This is a genomic window from Saccharothrix hoggarensis (assembly GCF_052936025.1).
The window spans coordinates 4,975,176-4,993,216 of record NZ_CP193624.1 but is presented as its reverse complement, the minus strand read 5'-3'; the positions used below and the strand labels follow the sequence as shown (position 1 = coordinate 4,993,216).

15 protein-coding genes are annotated in these 18,041 nt (G+C 73.1%); 8 read left to right on the top strand and 7 right to left on the bottom strand.

The window, feature by feature from the left end:
- Positions 1-90 precede the first annotated feature (90 nt).
- Both ACRAKH_RS22320 and ACRAKH_RS22315 read left to right on the top strand, forming a co-directional pair.
- Complete coding sequence (locus tag ACRAKH_RS22320) at positions 91-1,476, top strand: sigma 54-interacting transcriptional regulator (protein ID WP_380720768.1); 1,386 nt, start codon at positions 91-93, stop codon at positions 1,474-1,476.
- Entirely contained in the window at positions 1,473-3,407 is a 1,935-nt protein-coding gene (locus ACRAKH_RS22315; protein ID WP_380720766.1) for a vWA domain-containing protein, read from the top strand. The genes ACRAKH_RS22320 and ACRAKH_RS22315 overlap by 4 nt, the downstream gene beginning before the upstream one ends.
- Before the next feature lie 79 nt (positions 3,408-3,486).
- Here ACRAKH_RS22315 and ACRAKH_RS22310 read toward each other — a convergent pair whose 3' ends face one another.
- Positions 3,487-3,882 (bottom strand): RidA family protein, encoded by a 396-nt coding sequence (locus tag ACRAKH_RS22310; RefSeq protein ID WP_380727613.1) that lies wholly within the window; start codon positions 3,880-3,882, stop codon positions 3,487-3,489.
- Positions 3,883-4,018: 136 nt separating this feature from the next.
- Here ACRAKH_RS22310 and ACRAKH_RS22305 point away from each other — a divergent pair, with 136 nt between their 5' ends.
- Positions 4,019-4,993, top strand: coding sequence for a helix-turn-helix transcriptional regulator (locus ACRAKH_RS22305; RefSeq protein WP_380727615.1), 975 nt, complete (start codon positions 4,019-4,021; stop codon positions 4,991-4,993).
- Between the two features lie 37 nt (positions 4,994-5,030).
- On the opposite strand, the gene ctaD is transcribed toward ACRAKH_RS22305, so the two are convergent.
- A complete protein-coding gene (gene ctaD / locus ACRAKH_RS22300; RefSeq protein WP_380727617.1) occupies positions 5,031-6,821 on the bottom strand; it encodes an aa3-type cytochrome oxidase subunit I in 1,791 nt (596 codons plus the stop codon).
- A gap of 71 nt (positions 6,822-6,892) precedes the next feature.
- Positions 6,893-7,681 (bottom strand): SPFH domain-containing protein, encoded by a 789-nt coding sequence (locus ACRAKH_RS22295; RefSeq protein ID WP_380727619.1) that lies wholly within the window; start codon positions 7,679-7,681, stop codon positions 6,893-6,895.
- A gap of 100 nt (positions 7,682-7,781) precedes the next feature.
- On the opposite strand from ACRAKH_RS22295, the gene mshC reads away from it, so the two are divergent.
- Positions 7,782-9,020: a cysteine--1-D-myo-inosityl 2-amino-2-deoxy-alpha-D-glucopyranoside ligase gene (gene mshC / locus ACRAKH_RS22290; RefSeq protein ID WP_380727621.1), complete on the top strand. Its 1,239-nt coding sequence runs from the start codon at positions 7,782-7,784 to the stop codon at positions 9,018-9,020.
- A gap of 60 nt (positions 9,021-9,080) precedes the next feature.
- Here mshC and ACRAKH_RS22285 read toward each other — a convergent pair whose 3' ends face one another.
- Both ACRAKH_RS22285 and ACRAKH_RS22280 read right to left on the bottom strand, forming a co-directional pair.
- Positions 9,081-10,886 (bottom strand): S8 family peptidase, encoded by a 1,806-nt coding sequence (locus ACRAKH_RS22285; RefSeq protein WP_380727623.1) that lies wholly within the window; start codon positions 10,884-10,886, stop codon positions 9,081-9,083.
- 174 nt (positions 10,887-11,060) lie between these two features.
- The gene (locus ACRAKH_RS22280; protein ID WP_380727625.1) at positions 11,061-11,555 is read right to left on the bottom strand and encodes a GbsR/MarR family transcriptional regulator; all 495 of its coding nucleotides are present in this window, start codon (positions 11,553-11,555) and stop codon (positions 11,061-11,063) included.
- A gap of 94 nt (positions 11,556-11,649) precedes the next feature.
- Here ACRAKH_RS22280 and ACRAKH_RS22275 point away from each other — a divergent pair, with 94 nt between their 5' ends.
- Genes ACRAKH_RS22275 through ACRAKH_RS22260 form a run of 4 tightly spaced genes read left to right on the top strand, consistent with a single transcriptional unit; the run spans position 11,650 to position 15,968 of the window.
- A complete protein-coding gene (locus tag ACRAKH_RS22275) occupies positions 11,650-12,585 on the top strand; it encodes an ABC transporter ATP-binding protein (RefSeq protein ID WP_380727627.1) in 936 nt (311 codons plus the stop codon).
- Positions 12,582-14,174, top strand: a complete 1,593-nt coding sequence (locus ACRAKH_RS22270) for an ABC transporter permease (protein ID WP_380727629.1) — start codon at positions 12,582-12,584, stop codon at positions 14,172-14,174. The genes ACRAKH_RS22275 and ACRAKH_RS22270 overlap by 4 nt, the downstream gene beginning before the upstream one ends.
- 49 nt (positions 14,175-14,223) lie before the next feature.
- A complete protein-coding gene (locus ACRAKH_RS22265) occupies positions 14,224-14,781 on the top strand; it encodes an ArsR/SmtB family transcription factor (RefSeq protein ID WP_380727631.1) in 558 nt (185 codons plus the stop codon).
- A complete protein-coding gene (locus tag ACRAKH_RS22260) occupies positions 14,778-15,968 on the top strand; it encodes an MFS transporter (RefSeq protein ID WP_380727634.1) in 1,191 nt (396 codons plus the stop codon). The genes ACRAKH_RS22265 and ACRAKH_RS22260 overlap by 4 nt, the downstream gene beginning before the upstream one ends.
- Here ACRAKH_RS22260 and ACRAKH_RS22255 read toward each other — a convergent pair.
- Positions 15,883-17,073, bottom strand: a complete 1,191-nt coding sequence (locus ACRAKH_RS22255; protein WP_447009246.1) for an MFS transporter — start codon at positions 17,071-17,073, stop codon at positions 15,883-15,885. The two genes, ACRAKH_RS22260 and ACRAKH_RS22255, sit on opposite strands and share 86 nt — an antisense overlap.
- A 50-nt stretch (positions 17,074-17,123) precedes the next feature.
- A complete protein-coding gene (locus tag ACRAKH_RS22250; RefSeq protein WP_380728064.1) occupies positions 17,124-18,020 on the bottom strand; it encodes a PAC2 family protein in 897 nt (298 codons plus the stop codon).
- Between the last annotated feature and the right edge of the window lie 21 nt (positions 18,021-18,041).

The following is an 18,041-nucleotide window of genomic DNA, read 5'->3' as shown; positions in this document are numbered from 1 at the left end:
CAAGACGGGTGCGGAACGGCAGCACCGCGCCGGTCCGGGTGGAGCGGCTCCACATCGACCGGGAGGCGATCGGTGCGTAACTTCGGTGGGGTGACCTCTGAGCTGCCCACCACCGCAGGAGCCCTCCGCGCGGCAGGCCACGTGCCGCGCGGTGTGAAGGCCGAGATCCGGGACAACCTGCTGGCCGCCCTCCGGGAGGGCCGCGACCCGTGGCCCGGCATCGTCGGTTTCGACCGCACCGTGCTCCCACAGCTGGAGCGCGCGCTGCTGGCCGGCCACGACGTCGTGCTCCTCGGCGAACGCGGCCAGGGCAAGACCCGGCTTCTGCGGACCGTCGTCGGCCTGCTGGACGAGTGGACGCCGGTGATCGCGGGCGCCGAGCTGAACGAGCACCCGCTCGACCCCATCACGCCCGAGTCGAAGCGCCGGGCCGCCGAACTCGGCGACGACCTGCCCGTGGTGTGGAAGCACCGCGACGAGCGGTTCGCCGAGAAGCTCGCCACGCCGGACACCAGCGTCGGCGACCTGGTGGGCGACGTGGACCCGGTCAAGGTCGCGCAGGGCCGCAGCCTGGGCGACCCGGAGACCATCCACTACGGCCTGCTGCCGCGCTCGCACCGCGGCGTCATCGCCGTCAACGAGCTGCCCGACCTGGCCGAGCGCATCCAGGTGGCGCTGCTGAACGTGATGGAGGAGCGGGACATCCAGATCCGCGGCTACACGCTGCGGCTGCCGCTCGACGTGCTGCTGGTCGCCACCGCGAACCCCGAGGACTACACCAACCGCGGCCGGATCATCACGCCGCTCAAGGACCGGTTCGGCGCCGAGATCCGCACCCACTACCCGCTGGAGGTAAGCGCCGAGATCGACCTGGTGCGGCAGGAGGCCGCCCTGGTCGCCGAGGTGGGCGACCACCTGCTGGAGGTGATCGCCCGGTTCGTGCGGCACCTGCGCGAGTCGTCCGCGATCGACCAGCGGTCGGGCGTGTCGGCGCGGTTCGCGGTGGCGGCGGCGGAGACGGTCGCGGCGAGCGCCCTGCGGCGCAGCGCGTTGATCGGGGAGAACCCGCCCATCGCGCGTCCCGTGGACCTGGAGTCGGTGCCCGAGGTGCTGCGCGGCAAGCTGGAGTTCGAGGCCGGCGAGGAGGGCCGCGAGCAGGAGGTGCTGGTCCACCTGCTGCGCCGGGCGGTGGCGGACACGGCGCGCTCGACGTTCGCCGGGCTGAACCTGCGGCCGCTGGCCGAGCTCGTGTCCGACGGCCACCCGGTGGCGACCGGCGAGCGCGTGCACCCCGGCGACCTGCTGGCCGCGCTGCCGGAGCTGCCGGTGCTGCACGAGGTGGCGCAACGCGTCGGCGCGGGCCCCAAGGACCCGGCGGGACGCATCGCGTCGGGCGTCGAGCTCGCGCTGGAATCGCTCTACCTGACCCGTCAGCTGTCGAAGGACAGCGACGACGACCGGTCGGTGTACGGGTGACCGGGTACCGGTACGGCCGGTACGTCGACGGGCCCGATCCGCTCGCCCCGCCGGCGGACCTGCGCGCGGCCATGGACGAGCTGGGCCGCGAGGTCATGGAGGGCGCCTCGCCCGACGCGGCGCTGCGCGAGCTGCTGCGCCGCGGCCTGCCCGGCACGCCCGGCCTCGACGACCTGACCGCGCGGCTGTGGCGCAAGCGCGCCGCCCTCACCCGGCGGCACCGGCTGGACGGCACGCTGCAGGAGGTCCAACGGCTGCTGGACGACGCGCTGCGGGCCGAGCGGTCCGCGCTGTTCCCCGACCCGGACGACGAGGCGAGGTTCCGCGAGGCCCAGCTGGACGCGTTGCCGCAGTCCACGGCGGCCGCCGTGCGGGAGCTGGCCGAGTACGACTGGCGGTCGGCGGAGGCCCGCGAGTCCTACGAGCAGATCCGCAACCTCCTCGGCCGGGAGCTGCTGGACCAGCGGTTCCAGGGCATGAAGCAGGCCATGCAGAACGTGCGCCCCGAGGACGTGCGCCGCATCCAGGAGATGCTGGACGACCTGAACGGCCTCCTCGACGCCCACGCCCGCGGCGAGGACACCGCGGAGCGGTTCGCCGACTTCATGCGCGCGCACGGCGAGTTCTTCCCGGAGAACCCGCGGTCCGTCGACGAGCTGGTCGACGCGCTGGCCGCCCGGTCCGCCGCCGCCCAGCGGATGATGAACTCGATGACGGACCGGCAGCGCGAGGAGCTGTCGGCGTTGTCGCGGCAGGCGTTCGGTGACTCCGGCATCGGCTCGCAGCTGTCCCGGCTGGACGCGTTGCTGCAAGGCCTGCGGCCCGGCGAGGACTGGGACGGCTCGGCCCGGTTCCGGGGCGGGAACCCGCTCGGCATGGGCGAGGGCGCGCAGGCGATGGCCGACCTCGCCGAGCTCGACGCGTTGGCCGAGCAGCTGTCCCAGGCGTACCCCGGCGCACGGCTGGAGGACGTCGACCTGGAGGCCCTGGTTCGCCACCTCGGCGGCGAGGCGGGCGTGGACGCGCGCCGGCTGGCCGAGCTGGAGCGCGAGCTGCGGTCGCAGAACCTGCTGGAACGCGCGCCGGACGGCTCGCTGCGGTTGACGCCGAAGGCGTTGCGGCGGCTGGGCGAGACGGCGCTGCGCGGCGTGATCGACAGCGCGCGGGCGCAGGGCCACCGGGACAGCTCGTCGGCCGGCGCGGCCGGTGAGCTGACCGGCTCCACCCGGCCCTGGCGGTTCGGCGACACCGAGCCGTGGAACGTGCCGCGGACCGTCACCAACGCGGTGCTGCGGTCGGCGGGCGGCCCGGTGCGGCTGGACGTGGTGGACGTCGAGGTCAGCGAGACCGAGCAGCGGTCGCGCGCGGCGGTGGCGCTGTGCGTGGACACGTCGTGGTCGATGGTGCAGGACGGGCGGTGGGTGCCGATGAAGCGCACCGCGCTGGCGCTGCACCACCTGGTGCGCACCAGGTTCCGCACCGACGCCCTCGAGCTGATCACGTTCGGCCGGCACGCCGAGACCGTCGACATCGGACAGCTGACCGCGCTGGAAGGCGCGTGGGAGCAGGGCACCAACCTGCACCACGCCCTGCTGCTGGCGGGCCGGCACGTGCGCCGGCACCCGGACGCGCAGCCCGTCGTGCTCGTGGTGACCGACGGCGAGCCCACGGCCCACCTGGAGACGACCGGCGACGCCGAGTTCCACTACCCGCCGCTGGAGCGGACGCTCGGCAAGACGCTGGTCGAGGTCGACTCCCTGGCCCGGCTCGGCGCGTCGATCACGGTGTTCCGCCTCGGCGACGACCCGAGGCTGACCAGGTTCGTCGACACGGTGGCGCGGCGTTCCGGCGGCCGGGTCGTCGCGCCGGGGGAGGACGGCCTCGGCGCGGCCGTGGTGAGCGACTACCTGAGGTCCCGCCGCCGGCGGTGACCGCGCGGGCCGGTCGCGACGGACCGGCCCGCGCGGCGCCGCGGCGTGACCGTCCACGACGGACCCACCGGGGGGCGCGTCACGCGACGGCGGTGCCCTCCAACTCCACCATGAGCTCGGGGAGCGCCAGCCGGGCCACGCCCAGCATCGTGCTGGTCGGCGCCACCCCGGCGGCGCCCAACCGCGCCGCCAGCACGCCGTAGTGGGGGAACAGCAGGTCGACGTCCGTGGAGTAGACGTTGAGCCGCACGAGGTTCGCCAGGGTCATGCCGGCCTCGCCGAGCACGGCCTCCAGGTTGTCGAGGCTCAGCGCCAGCTGCGCCGCCACGTCGCCGGCGTGCCGGGGCTTGCCGTCACCGCCCATCGAGGTCTGCCCGGAGCAGTACAGGGTCCGGGAGTGCCCGGAGACGACCTCTCCCTGGTTGTACCCCAGCTCCACCGACCACGTCCACGGGTTGACCGTCGTTCGTTCCATGACTCGAACAGCTCCATTCATCCATCGACAGCACGGACGCCCAGCGGCTCGACAGCCGCCCGTCTCCGACGCCGCGGTGGCAGCCTCCCAACGAATACACGACATCCTGTGTCGTGTATTCCGCTAGGGTTTTCCGGTGCGCGCCGACCGGTTGGTCTCGCTGGTGCTGCTGCTCCGGCGGCACGGCCGGCTCTCCGCGACCGCGTTGGCCCGCGAGCTGGAGGTGTCCACGCGCACCGTGCTGCGCGACATCGAGGCGCTGTCCGCGGCCGGCGTCCCGGTCTACGCCGAACGCGGCCGGCACGGCGGGTTCGCGTTGCTGCCGGGCTTCCGGACGGAGCTGACCGGCCTGAACCACGACGAGGCGCTGGCCCTCCTGGTGGCCGGATCACGGCGCGGCGCGCAGGCGTTCGGCCTCGGCTCGGCGCTCGCGTCGGCGATGCGCAAGGTGGTCGACGCGCTGCCCGAGAGCTACCGGGCCACCGCGGCGGGCGCGGCCGAGCGCCTGCTCATCGACCCGGAGACCGACCTCCTCTCGCGCCGGGTGGTCGCCGAGGAGGTGCCCGACGCCGTCGTGGCCGCGGTGCGGCGCGCGGTGTTCGCCGGGCACAAGCTGCGCATCCACTACGCGGCCGCGGGCCAGGCGGCGCGGTGGCGCACGGTGGACCCGATCGGGCTGGTCACCGTCCGCGAGCAGGGCTACCTGCTGGCCGCGAAGGCCGGCGAGGACCGCACCTACCGGCTGTCCCGGATCGTCGCCGCCGAGGAGCTGCCCGAACCCGCGCAGCGGCCGGACCGGGTCGACCTGGACCGGGCCTGGCAGGAGCGCGGCACGCGGTTCCGGGCAGGCGGCGACCAGGTCTCCGCGCTGGTGCGGGTGAACCCGGCTCGGCGCGAGGAACTGGTGCGCACCGCGGTGGCCGTGCTCGCGGAGGACACCGACGCGGACGGCCTGCTGCGGCTGGAGGTGACCTTCCAGGACAGGCGGCACGCCGAGTGGGCGCTGTGGCAGCTCGCCACGGGCGCGGAAGCCCTGGCCCCGCCGTGGCTGCGCGCCGCCCTGCACGACCGCGCCGCCGCGATCGCCGCCCGCTACGTGACGCCGTCCTGAGCACCGGGCGGCCGTCGCCGACGGCCCGCGGGCGGCCTCAGTCGCGCCGGTCCTCCTTGATCTCGTCCTTGGTCTCGCGCTCCCGCTCGGTCGACGCGAGCGCCTTCTCCGTCAGCGTGTCCGGCGCGACGCGGTGCTTGCCCGGCCGGGTGAGGGAGAAGTGCGACTCGTCCCGCATCCGCTCGACCATGTGCGGGTAGTGCAGCTCGAACGCGGGCCGCTCGGACCGGATGCGGGGCAGCTCGGTGAAGTTGTGCCGCGGCGGCGGGCACGTCGTCGCCCACTCCAGTGAGTTGCCGAAGCCCCACGGGTCGTCGCGGTCGGCCGGGTCGCCGAACCGGTAGCTGCGCAGCACGTTCCACACGAACGGCAGCACGGACGCGCCCAGCAGGAACGCCCCGATGGTGGAGATCGTGTTCATCAGGGTGAAGTTGTCGCTCGGCAGGTAGTCGGCGTACCGGCGCGGCATGCCGATGTTGCCCAGCCAGTGCTGGATCAGGAACGTCAGGTGGAAGCCGAGGAACGTGGTCCAGAAGTGCAGCTTGCCCAGCGGCTCGTTGAGCATCCGCCCGGTCATCTTGGGGAACCAGAAGTAGATGCCCGCGTAGGTGGCGAACACGATCGTGCCGAACAGGACGTAGTGGAAGTGCGCCACCACGAAGTAGGTGTCGGTGACGTGGAAGTCCAGCGGCGGCGACGCCAGGATGATGCCGGTCAGCCCGCCGAGCAGGAACGTCGCCATGAACCCGATGCTGAACAGCATCGGCGTCTCGAACGTCAGCTGCCCCTTCCACATCGTGCCGATCCAGTTGAAGAACTTGATGCCCGTCGGCACCGCGATCAGGAACGTCATCAGCGAGAAGAACGGCAGCAGCACCGCGCCGGTGGCGAACATGTGGTGCGCCCACACCGCCACGGACAGCGCGGCGATCGCGAACGTGGCGAACACCAGCCCCTTGTAGCCGAACAGCGGCTTGCGGCTGAACACCGGGAAGATCTCGCTGACGATGCCGAAGAACGGCAGCGCGACGATGTACACCTCGGGGTGGCCGAAGAACCAGAACAGGTGCTGCCACAGGATCACCCCGCCGTTCGCGGGGTCGAACACGTGGGCGCCGAGGTGCCGGTCGGCGGCCAGGCCCAGCAGGGCCGCGGTGAGGATCGGGAACGCCAGCAGGATCAGGATGCTGGTGACGAAGATGTTCCAGGTGAAGATCGGCATCCGGAACATGGTCATGCCGGGCGCGCGCAGGCAGCACACCGTGGTCACCATGTTGACGCCGCCGAGGATCGTGCCGAGGCCGGACACCGCCAGGCCCATGATCCACAGGTCCGGGCCGACGCCCGGCGCGTGCACCGCGCTGCTCAGCGGCGTGTAGGCGGTCCAGCCGAAGTCCGCCGCGCCGCCCGGCGTGAGGAACCCGGCCATCACGGTCAGCCCGCCGAACAGGTACAGCCAGTACGACAGCGCGTTGAGCCGGGGGAACGCCACGTCCGGCGCACCGATCTGCAGCGGCAGGATGTAGTTGGCGAACCCGAACAGGATCGGCGTCGCGTACAGCAGCAGCATGATCGTGCCGTGCATGGTGAACAGCTGGTTGTACTGCTCGTTCGACAGGAACTGCAGGCCCGGCCGGGCCAGCTCGCCGCGGATGAGCAGCGCCATCAGCCCGCCGACCATGAAGAACATGAACGACGACGTCAGGTAGAGCAGACCGATCTGCTTCGGGTCGGTCGTCCGGAGCAGGCCGAGGAGCACCGCGCCCTTGGGACGCCGTCTGGCCGCGCCGGGGTGCGTGATCACCGGTTCCGGCTTGAGCGCGGTCATGACCGCCTCCCTCGTCCCGACGACGTCAGCCAGGGGCCATGCTCCTCCCGTCCCGGGTGGGCGGCAAACGCTCAGCCCTGATCGGGTGCCTTGACCTGCTGCTCGATCGCGCCCGACGCCCGTTCGAGGAAGCGCAGCAGCTCCACCGGGAACGGCAGCACGAGCGTCGAGTTCTTCTCCGCCGCCACCTCGACGATGGTCTGGAGCAGCCTGAGCTGGAGCGCGGCGGGCGTCGCGGCCATCGTCGCGGCGGCCTCGGACAGCTTCTTCGACGCCTGGAGCTCGCCGTCCGCGGTGATGACGCGGGCCCGCCGCTCGCGTTCCGCCTCGGCCTGCCTCGACATGGACCGCTTCATGCTCTCCGGCAGCGCCACGTCCTTGATCTCGACCCGGTCGATCTCGATGCCCCACGACACCGCCGGGTTGTCGATCATGAGCTCGAGGCCCTGGTTGAGGCGTTCCCGGTTGGACAGCAGGTCGTCCAGCTCGCTCTTGCCGATGATGGACCGCAGCGCCGTCTGCGCGACCTGCAGCATGGCGAACCGGTAGTCCTCCACGTTCACCACCGCCCGCACCGCGTCGACCACCTTGAAGTAGACGACGGCGTCCACGCGCACGGTGACGTTGTCGCGGGTGATGCCGTCCTGCGCCGGGATCGGCTGCGTGACGATCTGGAGGTTGACCTTGCGCAGGCGGTCCACCCCCGGCACGACCAGCGCGAGGCCCGGACCCCGCAGCGCGGGCCGCACCTTCCCGAAGCGGAAGACGAGCCCCTGCTCGTACTGCTTGACGACGCGCGCGCTGCCCGCGAGCACGAGCATGACCAGGACGAGCACGCCGATGACGATGGTCAGGGTCATCGCGACCACCTCCCGTGGCCCCCTGCCCCGGAGGGTACGCCCGTCGTCCCGGCAGGTGGACGTTCTTCCGCCCCCCGGCACGCGAGTTAGGGTCGTTGACATGCAGACCTGGTCATCCACCCCAGTCCCGCGGGTAGCGGGCGAGCCGCGCCCGCTGAGGCTGTTCGACACCGCCACCGGCGAGGTGCGCCCGACCGCGCCCGGCGCCACCGCCAGGCTGTACGTCTGCGGCATCACCCCGTACGACGCCACCCACCTCGGGCACGCGGCCACCTACCTGGCGTTCGACCTGGTCCACCGGGTGTGGCTCGACAACGGGCACGACGTGCACTACGTGCAGAACGTCACGGACATCGACGACCCGCTGCTGGAGCGGGCCGAACGCGACCAGGACGACTGGGTGGTCCTGGGCATGCGGGAGACCGCGCTGTTCCGCGAGGACATGGTGGCGCTGCGCGTGCTGCCGCCGCGCGAGTACGTCGGCGCCGTCGAGGCGATCCCCGAGGTCGTCGAGGCCATCGGCAAGCTCCTGGCCGGCGGCGCGGCGTACAAGGTGGACGACGCCGAGCACCCCGACGTGTACTTCGACCACACGGCGACCGGCCGGTTCGGCTACGAGTCGAACTACGACGTGGAGACGATGAACCGGTTCTTCGCCGAGCGCGGCGGCGACCCGGACCGGCCCGGCAAGCGGCACCCGCTGGACGCCCTGCTGTGGCGCGCGGCCCGGCCGGGCGAGCCGTCGTGGCCGTCCGACCTCGGCCCCGGCCGCCCCGGCTGGCACATCGAGTGCAGCGCCATCGCCCTGAACCGCCTCGGCACGGCGTTCGACGTGCAGGGCGGCGGGTCGGACCTGATCTTCCCGCACCACGAGTTCTCCGCCGCGCACGCCGAGGCGGTGACCGGCGAGCACCCGTTCGCGCGGCACTACGTCCACGCCGGGATGATCGGCCTGGACGGCGAGAAGATGTCGAAGTCGCGCGGCAACCTGGTGTTCGTGTCGAAGCTGCGGGCGGAGAAGGTCGACCCGAACGCGGTGCGGCTGGCGTTGTTCGCGGGCCACTACCGCTCCGACCGGCCGTGGAGCGCGGAGCTGCTGTCGGCGGCGGAGGCCCGGCTGGCGACGTGGCGGCGGGCCGCGGCCCTGGCGTCCGGGCCGAGCGCGGTGGACGCGGTGGCGCGCCTGCGCGACCACCTCGGCGACGACCTCGACACGCCGCGCGCCCTGGCGGCGCTCGACGCGTGGGCCGCGGAGGCGTTGTCGACCGGAGGGTCGGACGCGACCGGGCCGACGCTGTTCCGCGCGGCGGTCGACTCCCTGCTCGGCGTGGAGCTGTAACCACCCCCGACGACGGCGGGGCCGCCCCCGAGGGGACGGCCCCGCCGCTGTTCACCGGGCTCAGACGTCGAGCGTCCAGCTGTTGATGTAGCCCGTGTCCAGGGAGGCCTGGTCGCGGACGCGCAGCTTCCAGGTGCCCGCGGCGGCCTCGGACGAGGCGTTCACGGTGTAGCTGCGGACGATGTTGTCGGCGCTGCCGCCGCTGCGGTTGTGCAGGTTGTAGACCGAGCCGTCCGGCGCGACCAGGTCGACGACCAGGTCACCGATGTAGGTGTGCCGGATGTCGACCTGCACGGTGGTGGAGGCCGAGGCGGTGCCCGAGCAGTTCAGCGTGATGGGGCTGTTCACGTCGGAGTTGTCGCCGATGGTCACGTCGGTGCCGTTGGTGACCGGCGCGCAGCCGCCGCCGGTGGTGGTGACGGCCCACGAGAACGTGGTGCTGCCGCTGCGCGACGCCGAGTCGGTCGCGGTCGCCGTCACCGAGTAGGTGCCCGCGGTCGTCGGCGTGCCGCTGATCAGGCCGGAGGCGCTGATCGACAGGCCGGCGGGCAGGCCGGTGGCCGAGAACGTGTACGGCGCGGTGCCGCCGGAGGCGGACAGCTGCAGGCTGACCGGCGTGCCGACGGTGGTCGACTGGTTGCCGGGGTTGGCGACGGCCGGGCCGCCGGGGGTCGCCGTGCCGGTGAACAGCAGCTTGTTCGGCGAGCCGGTGCCCGCGTTGGTGATCTTGTCCGGGGTGGCGGCGGCGACGATCGCCGCGTTCACCGTCGGCGGGGTGGCCGTGGGGTTGTTCGCCAGGTACAGCGCGACCGCGCCCGCGACGTGCGGCGACGCCATCGACGTCCCGCTGATCGTGTTCGTGGAGGTGTCGTTGGTCATCCACGCCGAGGTGATGTTCTGGCCCGGCGCGAACAGGTCGGTGCAGGTGCCGAAGTTCGAGAACGAGGCCCGCGCGTCGGTGCTGGTCGACGCGTTCACGCTCAGCGCCTCGGCCACCCGGGCCGGGGAGTAGTTGCACGCGTTGGCGTTGGAGTTGCCCGACGCCACGGCGTAGGTGATGCCCGCGGCGATGGAGTTGCGCACCGCCGTGTCGAGGGCGGTGTCCACGCCGCCGCCCAGGGACATGTTCGCGACGGCCGGCTTGACCGCGTTGCGGGTGACCCAGTCGACGCCGTTCACCACGCCCGCCGTGGTGCCGGAACCGGCGCAGTTGAGCACCTTGACCGCGATGAGCTGCACGCCCTTGGCGACGCCGTGCGCGGTGCCGCCGACCGTGCCGGCGACGTGCGTGCCGTGGCCGTTGCAGTCGGTGTTGTTGGTGTCGACGGTGTTCGTGCCCCACGTCGCGCGGCCACCGAAGTCGGTGTGCGTGGTGCGGATGCCGGTGTCGATGATGTACGCCCGCACGTTGCTCGCGGTCGTCGAGTAGTTGTAGGCGTTGTCGAGCGGCAGGTTCGCCTGGTCGATGCGGTCCAGGCCCCACGACGGCGGGTTCTGCTGCACCGCGTCCAGCGTCACCGGCAGGTCGGCCTGCACGAACGCGACCCGCGGGTCGGCGGCGAGGCGCCGGGCCTGGCCCTCGGACAGGGTGGCGTGGAAGCCGTTGAGCGCGTGCTGCCAGGCCGCGCGGACCTGGCCGCCGTACTTGCCGACCAGCGCGGACGCGGTCGACGCGGACGCGGACCTCGGCGACGCCGAGTCGTGCAGGGCGACGATGTACGAGCCGGGGACGGCGTCGGCGCGCTCGGCGCCGAGCACGTCGCCCTCGGCGGCCGCCACTCCGGTGTTCGCGAAGGCCAGCGCGGCGGCCGACACAGCGGCTAAGCCGAGCACGGCCAGTCTTCTGGTGGTGCGGGCGTCTCCCATGACGGGGTCTCCCTCGGGCAGGGCTGCTCGACCGCTCCGGCGGGCGCCGGTCGGCCGGGCGTGCAGGGTGGGGACGTTCGCGCGAACGGTGGTGAAGACCTGGTCACTTGCATCGTCGGGACAATTCCGACCCACCAGTAGAGCCGAAGGTCGTAACAGCGTTGACCGTTGACCTCAGGAACCGAGGTGCTCGTCCCGGTACGCCCGCCAGTGCGCGAGCAGGTTGGGCAGCTCGGAGTGGATGAACCGGAAGAACATCAGGGTCTCGCCGATGCGCTTCCCGGCGGCCGACTCGGGCCCGAGGACGTCGACGCCCTCCTTCAGCGGGCCCTCCCAGCGGCGGAACATCTGGTCGCGCCGGAACAGCGCCTCGTACCAGACGTCGTCGAACACGCGGTAGACGTCACGGCGGGTGCCGATCTCGCGCTCCCGGCTCACCAGGTTCACCTGGGTGAGGTAGCGGACCGCGCCGGAGATCGCGGCGGGTGAGACGCGCAGGAGGTCGGCCAGCTCGGCGGCGGTCAGCCGGCCGGAGTCGGTGGCCAGCAGGGCGACGAACACCCGCGACGGCATCCTGGGCATGCCGGACTCGGTGAACACCGAGGAGAAGCGCTCGATGAAGCGCAGCACCGCCTGGTCGTCCCGCTCGCGCTCGTCCACTTGGGTCACCGCCGGATCATCCCTTCGAGGTCCTCTGAACGGGTGGCAGTTTATACGCTTCCTTAACTTCACGAGTTTGTGAAATGACAGTAGCTTACTGCTCATGACTGCTGCGATATCCGTGTCGGGCCTGGTCAAGGCCTTCGGTCCGACACGTGCACTGGACGGGCTCGACCTGACCGTCCGCGAGGGGGAGGTGCACGGCTTCCTCGGCCCCAACGGGTCGGGCAAGTCGACGACCATCCGCGTCCTGCTGGGCCTGCTGCGCGCCGACGCCGGCTCCGCGTCCCTGCTCGGCGGCGACCCCTGGCGCGACACCGCCGCGCTGCACCGCAGGCTCGCCTACGTGCCCGGCGACGTCAGCCTGTGGCCGAACCTCACCGGCGGGGAGGTGATCGACCTGCTGGGCAGGCTGCGCGGCGGGTTGGACGAGAAGCGCCGGGCCGACCTGCTGGAGCGCTTCGAGCTGGACCCGCGCAAGAAGGGCCGCACGTACTCCAAGGGCAACCGGCAGAAGGTCGCCCTGGTCGCCGCGCTGGCGTCGGACGTGGAGCTGCTGATCCTCGACGAGCCGACGTCGGGGCTGGACCCGCTGATGGAGGCGGTGTTCCAGGAGTGCGTGAACGAGCTGCGCGGCCGGCGGACCGTGCTGCTGTCCAGCCACATCCTGGCCGAGGTCGAGGCGCTGTGCGACCGGGTCAGCATCATCCGCAACGGCCGCACCGTCGAGACCGGCACCCTCGACGAGCTGCGGCACCTCACCCGCACCAGCGTCTCCGCCGAGCTGGTCGGCGCGCCCGACGGCCTGGCCGGGCTGCCCGGCGTGCACGACCTGCGCGTGGACGGGCAGCGGGTGCGGTTCGAGGTCGACACCCACCACCTCGACGGGGCGCTGCGCGCGCTGGTCGGCAGCGGTGTCCGCACCCTGACCAGCCAGCCGCCGACGCTCGAAGAGCTGTTCCTGCGGCACTACGAGGACGACGCGCCGTCCCGCGGCCGCGTCGCCGGCGGAGAGATCGAGGAGGCGGTGTCGTCGTGACCGGGCTCGGCTCGCTGGTGCGCCTGGCCCTGCGCCGCGACCGGCTGCTGCTCGCCGCGTGGGTCATCGGCCTGGTCGGCATCACCCTGTCCACCGCGTCCACGCTGGAGGAGCTGTACGGCTCGGTCGAGTCCCGGCGGCAGCTGGGCGCGACGGCCGGCGGCAACCCGGCGTTCCTGGCCATGCTCGGCCCGCTGCACGACCCGTCGACCATCGGCGGCGTGCTGGCCTGGCGCTGGGGCGTGTTCGGCTCACTGCTCGTCGGGCTCATGTGCCTGTTCCTGGTCACCCGGCACACCAGGGCCGAGGAGGAGACCGGACGGTTGGAGCTGATCGGCTCCGGCGTCGTCGCCCGGCACGCGCCGCTGGGCGCGGCCGTGCTGGTGGCGCTGCTCGCGAGCACGCTGATCGGCTTGCTGGTCGCGCTGGGGCTCCTGGGCGTCGGCCAGTCGCCGGCCGGGTCGTTCGCGTTCGGGGCCGCGTTCGCGTCCGCCGGCTGGGTGTTCACCGGCGTCGGCGCGGTCTCCGCGCAGCTGTCCGAGGGCGCGCGCACGGCCAACTCGATCGCCGGCGGCGTCCTCGGCGTGGCCTACCTGCTGCGCGCCGTCGGCGACGCGGCGGGCGACCAGGGGCCGACGTGGCTGACCTGGCTGTCCCCGCTCGGGTGGGTGGAGCAGATCAGGCCGTTCGCGGGCGACCGGTACTGGGTGCTGCTGCTCCCGCTGCTGTCGCTCGCCGGGCTGCTGGCGGTCGCGGCGACGCTCGTGACCAGGCGGGACCTCGGCGGCGGACTCCTGCCGACGCGGCTCGGCCCCGCCCGCGCGCCCCGCTCGCTGCGCGGCGCGTTCGGGCTGGCCTGGCGGTTGCAGCGGGGCATGCTGCTCGGCTGGACGCTGAGCCTGTTCGTGCTCGGCGCCGTCTACGGGTCCGTCGCGCGCGGCGTGGAGCAGATGTTGGAGGCCAACCCGGCGCTGGAGAAGATCATCGCCCAGATGGGCGGCTCCGGCGCGATCGTGGACGTGTACCTGGCGTCGATCGTCGGCATCATCGCCCTGTTCAGCGCGATCTACGTGGTGCAGGCGACGCTGCGGCTGCGGACCGAGGAGAGCGAGGCCCGGGCCGAGCCGGTGCTGGCCACGCCCGTGAGCCGGTACGCCTGGGTGGCCGGGCACCTGGCGTTCGCCACCGTCGGGACGGCCGTGGTCCTGGCCGCCGCCGGTGTGGGCGCGGGCCTGGTGCACGGCGCCCGCGTCGGCGACGTCGGCGGGCAGGTCGTCCGGCTCGTGGGCGCGGCGCTGACCCACGTGCCCGCGGTGTGGGTCGTCGCGGGTCTCGCGTTGGCGTTGTTCGCGCTGGTCCCGAAGCTGGCGTCGCTGAGCTGGGCGGTGATCGTGGTGTTCCTGGTGCTCGGGCAGCTCGGCCCGCTGCTCCAGTTCGACCAGTGGGCGATGGACCTGTCCCCGTTCACGCACATCCCGAAGGTGCCCGGGGCGGACGTCACCGCCGGTCCGCTGGTGTGGCTGACCGCCATCGCGGTCGTGCTGGTGGGGGTCGGGCTCGCCGGGTTCCGGCGGCGCGACATCGGCTGATCTGAAAGAGCTCTTTCGAAAGAACTCTTCCAGGTCTACCGTCGGGGTCATGGAACTCCCACGGCCCCGACGGATCACCGACGTCGACGCGCTCAAGGCGCTGGCCCACCCGCTGCGCGTGTCGCTGCTCAACCACCTCGTGGCGGTCGGCCCGCGCACGGCGAGCGAGTGCGCCGAGGCGGTCGGCTCCACCGCGTCCAACTGCAGCTGGCACCTGCGGCAGCTCGCGAAGGCCGGCTTCGTGGAGCGGCAGGAGGCCGGTGACGGCCGGGAACGGCCGTGGCGCGCCACGTCGGTCGGCTACGACATCGGCGCGTTCGACGACGACCCGGAGGTCCGGGCCCAGCAGGACGCCCTCATCGCGTTGCAGCTCAACGAGGACAACCGGCTCACGCAGCGGTTCCTGGACCGGCAGCACGAGTTGCCGCGCGAGTGGCTGGACGCCTCCGGGATGCACGGCTACTCGGTCAACGTCACGGCCGAGGAGCTGTCCGGCCTGCTCGGCATGATCGACGACATCCTGCGCCCGTACCTCGTGCCCGTGCGCGAGGACGCGCCCGAGGGCGCCCTGCCCGCGCACGTCGGCATCCGCGCGTTCCCGCGATGACCGGCCCGCTGGCGGTGCCCGCGTTCCGGCGGCTGTGGGTCGCCGGGTTCGTCTCCGAGGTGGGCGACTGGGTGCTCCTGGTCGCCCTGCCGGTGTACGTCTACCAGCTCACGGGCTCCGCGGCGGCGACCGCCACGACGTTCGTGGTGGCGCTGCTGCCCAGCCTGGCGCTGTCACCGCTGGCCGGGGTGCTGGCCGACCGCTGGGACCGGCGGAAGGTGATGCTGCTCGTCAGCCTCGCCCAGGCGGTCACCCTGCTGCCGCTGCTCACCGGCGACCTCGTGCTCGTCAACGTGGTCACGGCGGTGCAGGCCGCGCTGGCGGCGCTGTTCGAGCCGGCCAAGAACGCGCTGCTGCCGACGCTCGTGCCGCGGGCGCAGGTGCCGGCGGCGAACGGGCTGGTGGCGGTCAACAGCACCGTGGCCCGGCTCGTCGGGGCGTCGCTCGGCGGGCTGCTCCTCGGGTACACCGGGCTGCCGGGCGTGGTGCTGGCCGACGTGGCGTCGTTCCTGCTCGCGGCGGGCCTCCTGGCGACCCTGACCACCGCCGACGCGGCCCGCGAGGCTCGTGAACCCGTGTGGCGGGCCTGGCTGGACGGACTGCGGGAGATCCGCGGACCGCTGCGGCCGATGGTGGCCGTCGCCGGGCTGATGGCGACGAGCCAAGGGCTGTTCGTCGTGCTGTTCGTGGTGTTCGTGACCGACCGGCTCGGCGGGGGAGCGGCCGAGGTCGGCGTCCTGCGCGGCGTGCAGGCGGTCGGCGGGCTGCTCGGCGGTCTGCTGCTCGGCGTGGCGGCCCGCCGGCTCGGACCGGGCCGGCTCCTCGGCGTGGCGCTGCTCGCGTTCGGCGTGGTCTCCGCGCTCGGCTGGAACGGCCCGTGGCTGACCACGGCGCTGGTGTTCTACCTGGCCGCGTTCGCCCTGGTCGGCCTGCCCGGCGTGATCGCGGGCGCCGGGCTGATGTCCGTGCTGCAACTCCACTCGGGCGACGACGTGCGCGGCCGGGTGATGGCGACGTTCCTCAGCCTCTACGACGCGGGCCAGGCGCTCGGCATGGTGCTCGCCGGCGTCCTCACGCCCGTGCTCGGCCTGTCCGCGCTCCTCAACGCCCAGGCCGGTCTCCACCTCGTCGCGGGCGTGGTGGCCCTGGCGACGCTGGGGACGGCGCGTCGGCGCGTCCCCGCCTGAGCAGCAGGACGGGCGGCACGGCCAGGACCAGGCCGGCCGGCACGAGGAACGCGCCCACCGGGTCCAGGTGGTAGAGCGGCACGAACGCCACCGGCGACACCGCCCCGCCCAGGAACCGCAGCGACTGCACCACCGACACGGACCCGCCCCGGTTGCCGCCCGCCGACAGCACCAGCGCGTTCAGGCCCACGATCACCGCCTGGCTGAACGCGCCCGCCGCGGCCCACAACGCACCCACCGCCACCACCGACGGCAACACGCCGACCCCGACCAGCAGCACCCCGCCCACCACCGCGCCCGTCAGCACGCACCACCGCGCCCCGACCCGGTCGATCAACCACCCGGTGAGCCGCGCGGTGACGATCCCGACCAGCCCGAACCCGGTCAGCACCAGCCCGCGCTGACCCGCGCCGAGCGCGAACGAGTCCCCGAGCCGCAGCGCGACCAGGAACGACACCCCGCCCAGGCACCCCCAGCCGACGAACCCGACCGCCGCCAGTCGCAGCGTCCGCGGCCGCCACGCGCTGCGCAGCCCCGGCCGGTCACCGCCGCGCGGCGGGTCGGCGGGCAACCCCGCCACCGCCAGCGCGCCCGCCACCACGGCCGCGCCGACGAACGCCCACCGCCACGACGCCTCCGCCGCCAGCCCGCCGAGCAGCGGCGCGGACGTCTGCCCGGCCGCCTGCATGGACGCGAACACGCCCAGCGCCCGCCCCAGCCGGGCCTGCGGCGTCACCGCGGCGATCGCCGCCAGCAGCAGGGGAGTGGTGAACGCGTTCGCCGCGCCCTGCAGCGCCCGCCCGCCCATCAGCACCGGGAACGACCACGCCACCGCGCACAGCAGCGACGCCACGACGTACCCGCCGTACGCGATCCGCACCGTCCGCCGCGCGCCCCACCGCTCGCCGAGCGTGCCGGACACCAGCATGAGCAGCGCGAACGGCACCAGGTACCCGGTCAGCGTCGCCGCCGCCGAACCCGCCGACACGCCGAAGTCCGCCCCCACCTCGGGCAGCACGGACGACGTCATCGCGCCCCCGAACGGCCCCAGGAACCCGCCCGCGTAGAGCGCCGCCAGGCGGACGCGGCCACGAAGCCCGGCCAAGCGAGACCCCCGACGTCGTGCGGCGCGCGTGCCCGGGTGGACCGGGCCGGTCACATGCCGGTCGGTCCGCGCCCCGGACCCCGCCCGCGCCGCCGCAGGTACCGCTCGAACTCGGCCGCGATGGCGTCGCCGCTCGCCTCGGTGATCTGGAGCTCCGCGTCGCCGCGCTCCTCCAGCGCCCGCACGTAGTTGCGCACGTCCTCGTCCTCGTCGGCCATCTCGCTGACCGTGCGCTCCCACTCCTCGGCCTGCTCGGGCAGCGCGCCCAGCGGCACCTCGACGTCCAGCACCTCCTCCACCCGGTGCAGGAGGGCCAGCGTCGCCTTCGGGGACGGCGGCTGCGACACGTAGTGCGGCACGGCCGCCCAGAACGAGATCGCGGGCACGCCCGCCTGCACGCAGAGGTCCTGGAACACGCCGACGATGCCGGTCGGCCCCTCGTAGCGGGAGCTCTCCAGCCCGAACTTGGCCGCCGCCGCCGCGTCGTACGCGGTGCCGGTGACCGGCACGGGACGGGTGTGGGGCGTGTCCATGAGCAGCGCGCCCAGGGTGACCACCGTGGTCACGCCCAGGTCCTCGATGTGGCCCAGCAGCTCGGCGGCGAACTTCCGCCACCGCATGTTCGGCTCGATGCCGTGCACCAGGACCACGTCGGTGGACGACCCCGGCGGCCGGCACACGGACAACCTCGTCGTCGGGAATTCCACCCGTCGGGTGATGCCGTCGACCATCCGGACGGTGGGACGGGTCACCTGGAAGTCGTAGTACTCGTCCGGATCGATGTCGGCCAGCGGCGTCGCGTCCCACGTGAGTTGCAGGTGCTCGATCGCCGTGCTGGCGGCGTCGCCAGCGTCGTTCCACCCCTCGAACGCCGCCACCATGATCGGGTTGGTGAGCGGTTTGCTGGGGTCGAAGGGGGTCTGGGCGGCCTGGTCCGGATCGGTCACGGCGTCAGACTACGACCACTG

What these genes read in the sequence shown, in the direction of transcription:
- mshC (WP_380727621.1), top strand. Translation starts at nt 7,782, where the DNA reads ATGCAGACCTGGTCATCCACCCCAGTCCCGCGGGTAGCGGGCGAGCCG.
- ACRAKH_RS22295 (WP_380727619.1), bottom strand. Translation starts at nt 7,681, where the DNA reads ATGACCCTGACCATCGTCATCGGCGTGCTCGTCCTGGTCATGCTCGTG.
- ACRAKH_RS22265 (WP_380727631.1), top strand. Translation starts at nt 14,224, where the DNA reads ATGGAACTCCCACGGCCCCGACGGATCACCGACGTCGACGCGCTCAAG.
- ACRAKH_RS22310 (WP_380727613.1), bottom strand. Translation starts at nt 3,882, where the DNA reads ATGGAACGAACGACGGTCAACCCGTGGACGTGGTCGGTGGAGCTGGGG.
- ACRAKH_RS22285 (WP_380727623.1), bottom strand. Translation starts at nt 10,886, where the DNA reads ATGGGAGACGCCCGCACCACCAGAAGACTGGCCGTGCTCGGCTTAGCC.
- ctaD (WP_380727617.1), bottom strand. Translation starts at nt 6,821, where the DNA reads ATGACCGCGCTCAAGCCGGAACCGGTGATCACGCACCCCGGCGCGGCC.
- ACRAKH_RS22275 (WP_380727627.1), top strand. Translation starts at nt 11,650, where the DNA reads ATGACTGCTGCGATATCCGTGTCGGGCCTGGTCAAGGCCTTCGGTCCG.
- ACRAKH_RS22260 (WP_380727634.1), top strand. Translation starts at nt 14,778, where the DNA reads ATGACCGGCCCGCTGGCGGTGCCCGCGTTCCGGCGGCTGTGGGTCGCC.